We start from the raw sequence: 506 nt of genomic DNA on the forward strand, positions 1-506 counted from the left end.
GTTTCTTGCGGATTTTACCCTCACTGCGCTCTTCGATGACGCGGGCGAGCTTCGTGGGTTTGCGAAGGTCACTCGTGACCGGACTGACGAACACTAAAACTGAACAGGGACAAAGAGACGCTCAGACGGTCACGGAAGCGGTGGCACGGGGTGGACATTATTTACTCCCGCCCTTACTCATTCCTCGGTTCCGACAGAGTGTCGGAACACTTGTCCTTCGCGGAAAGAGCGGGATTCTCTCGCTGAATCAAGATAGACAGATTGAGTCGACCTCTTTTTGCGAAAACAGATGGATGAGTGAACGATAGATTCATCGCATCGCTAAACGTACATTCAGTACGATTCTTCCATGCCAACAATCCAGACCGACGGTCTAATGAAGTACTCTGGCGATGTGCGAGGCGTCGAAGACCTCTCCTTTGGGGTCGAGGAGGGTGAAGTATTCGGGTTCCTCGGACCGAATGGCGCGGGGAAGACGACCGCCATCCGGACGCTGATGGGGTTTC

1 protein-coding gene is annotated in these 506 nt (G+C 53.8%); it reads left to right on the forward strand.

What is annotated here, in order from left to right; translation table 11 throughout:
- Positions 1-349 precede the first annotated feature (349 nt).
- Positions 350-506, forward strand: a 157-nt coding sequence (locus DVK07_RS21205; protein ID WP_121598615.1) for an ATP-binding cassette domain-containing protein, incomplete at its 3' end; no start/stop codon positions are given.

This window comes from Halorubrum sp. Atlit-26R, assembly GCF_003666015.1.
GTDB lineage: Archaea > Halobacteriota > Halobacteria > Halobacteriales > Haloferacaceae > Halorubrum.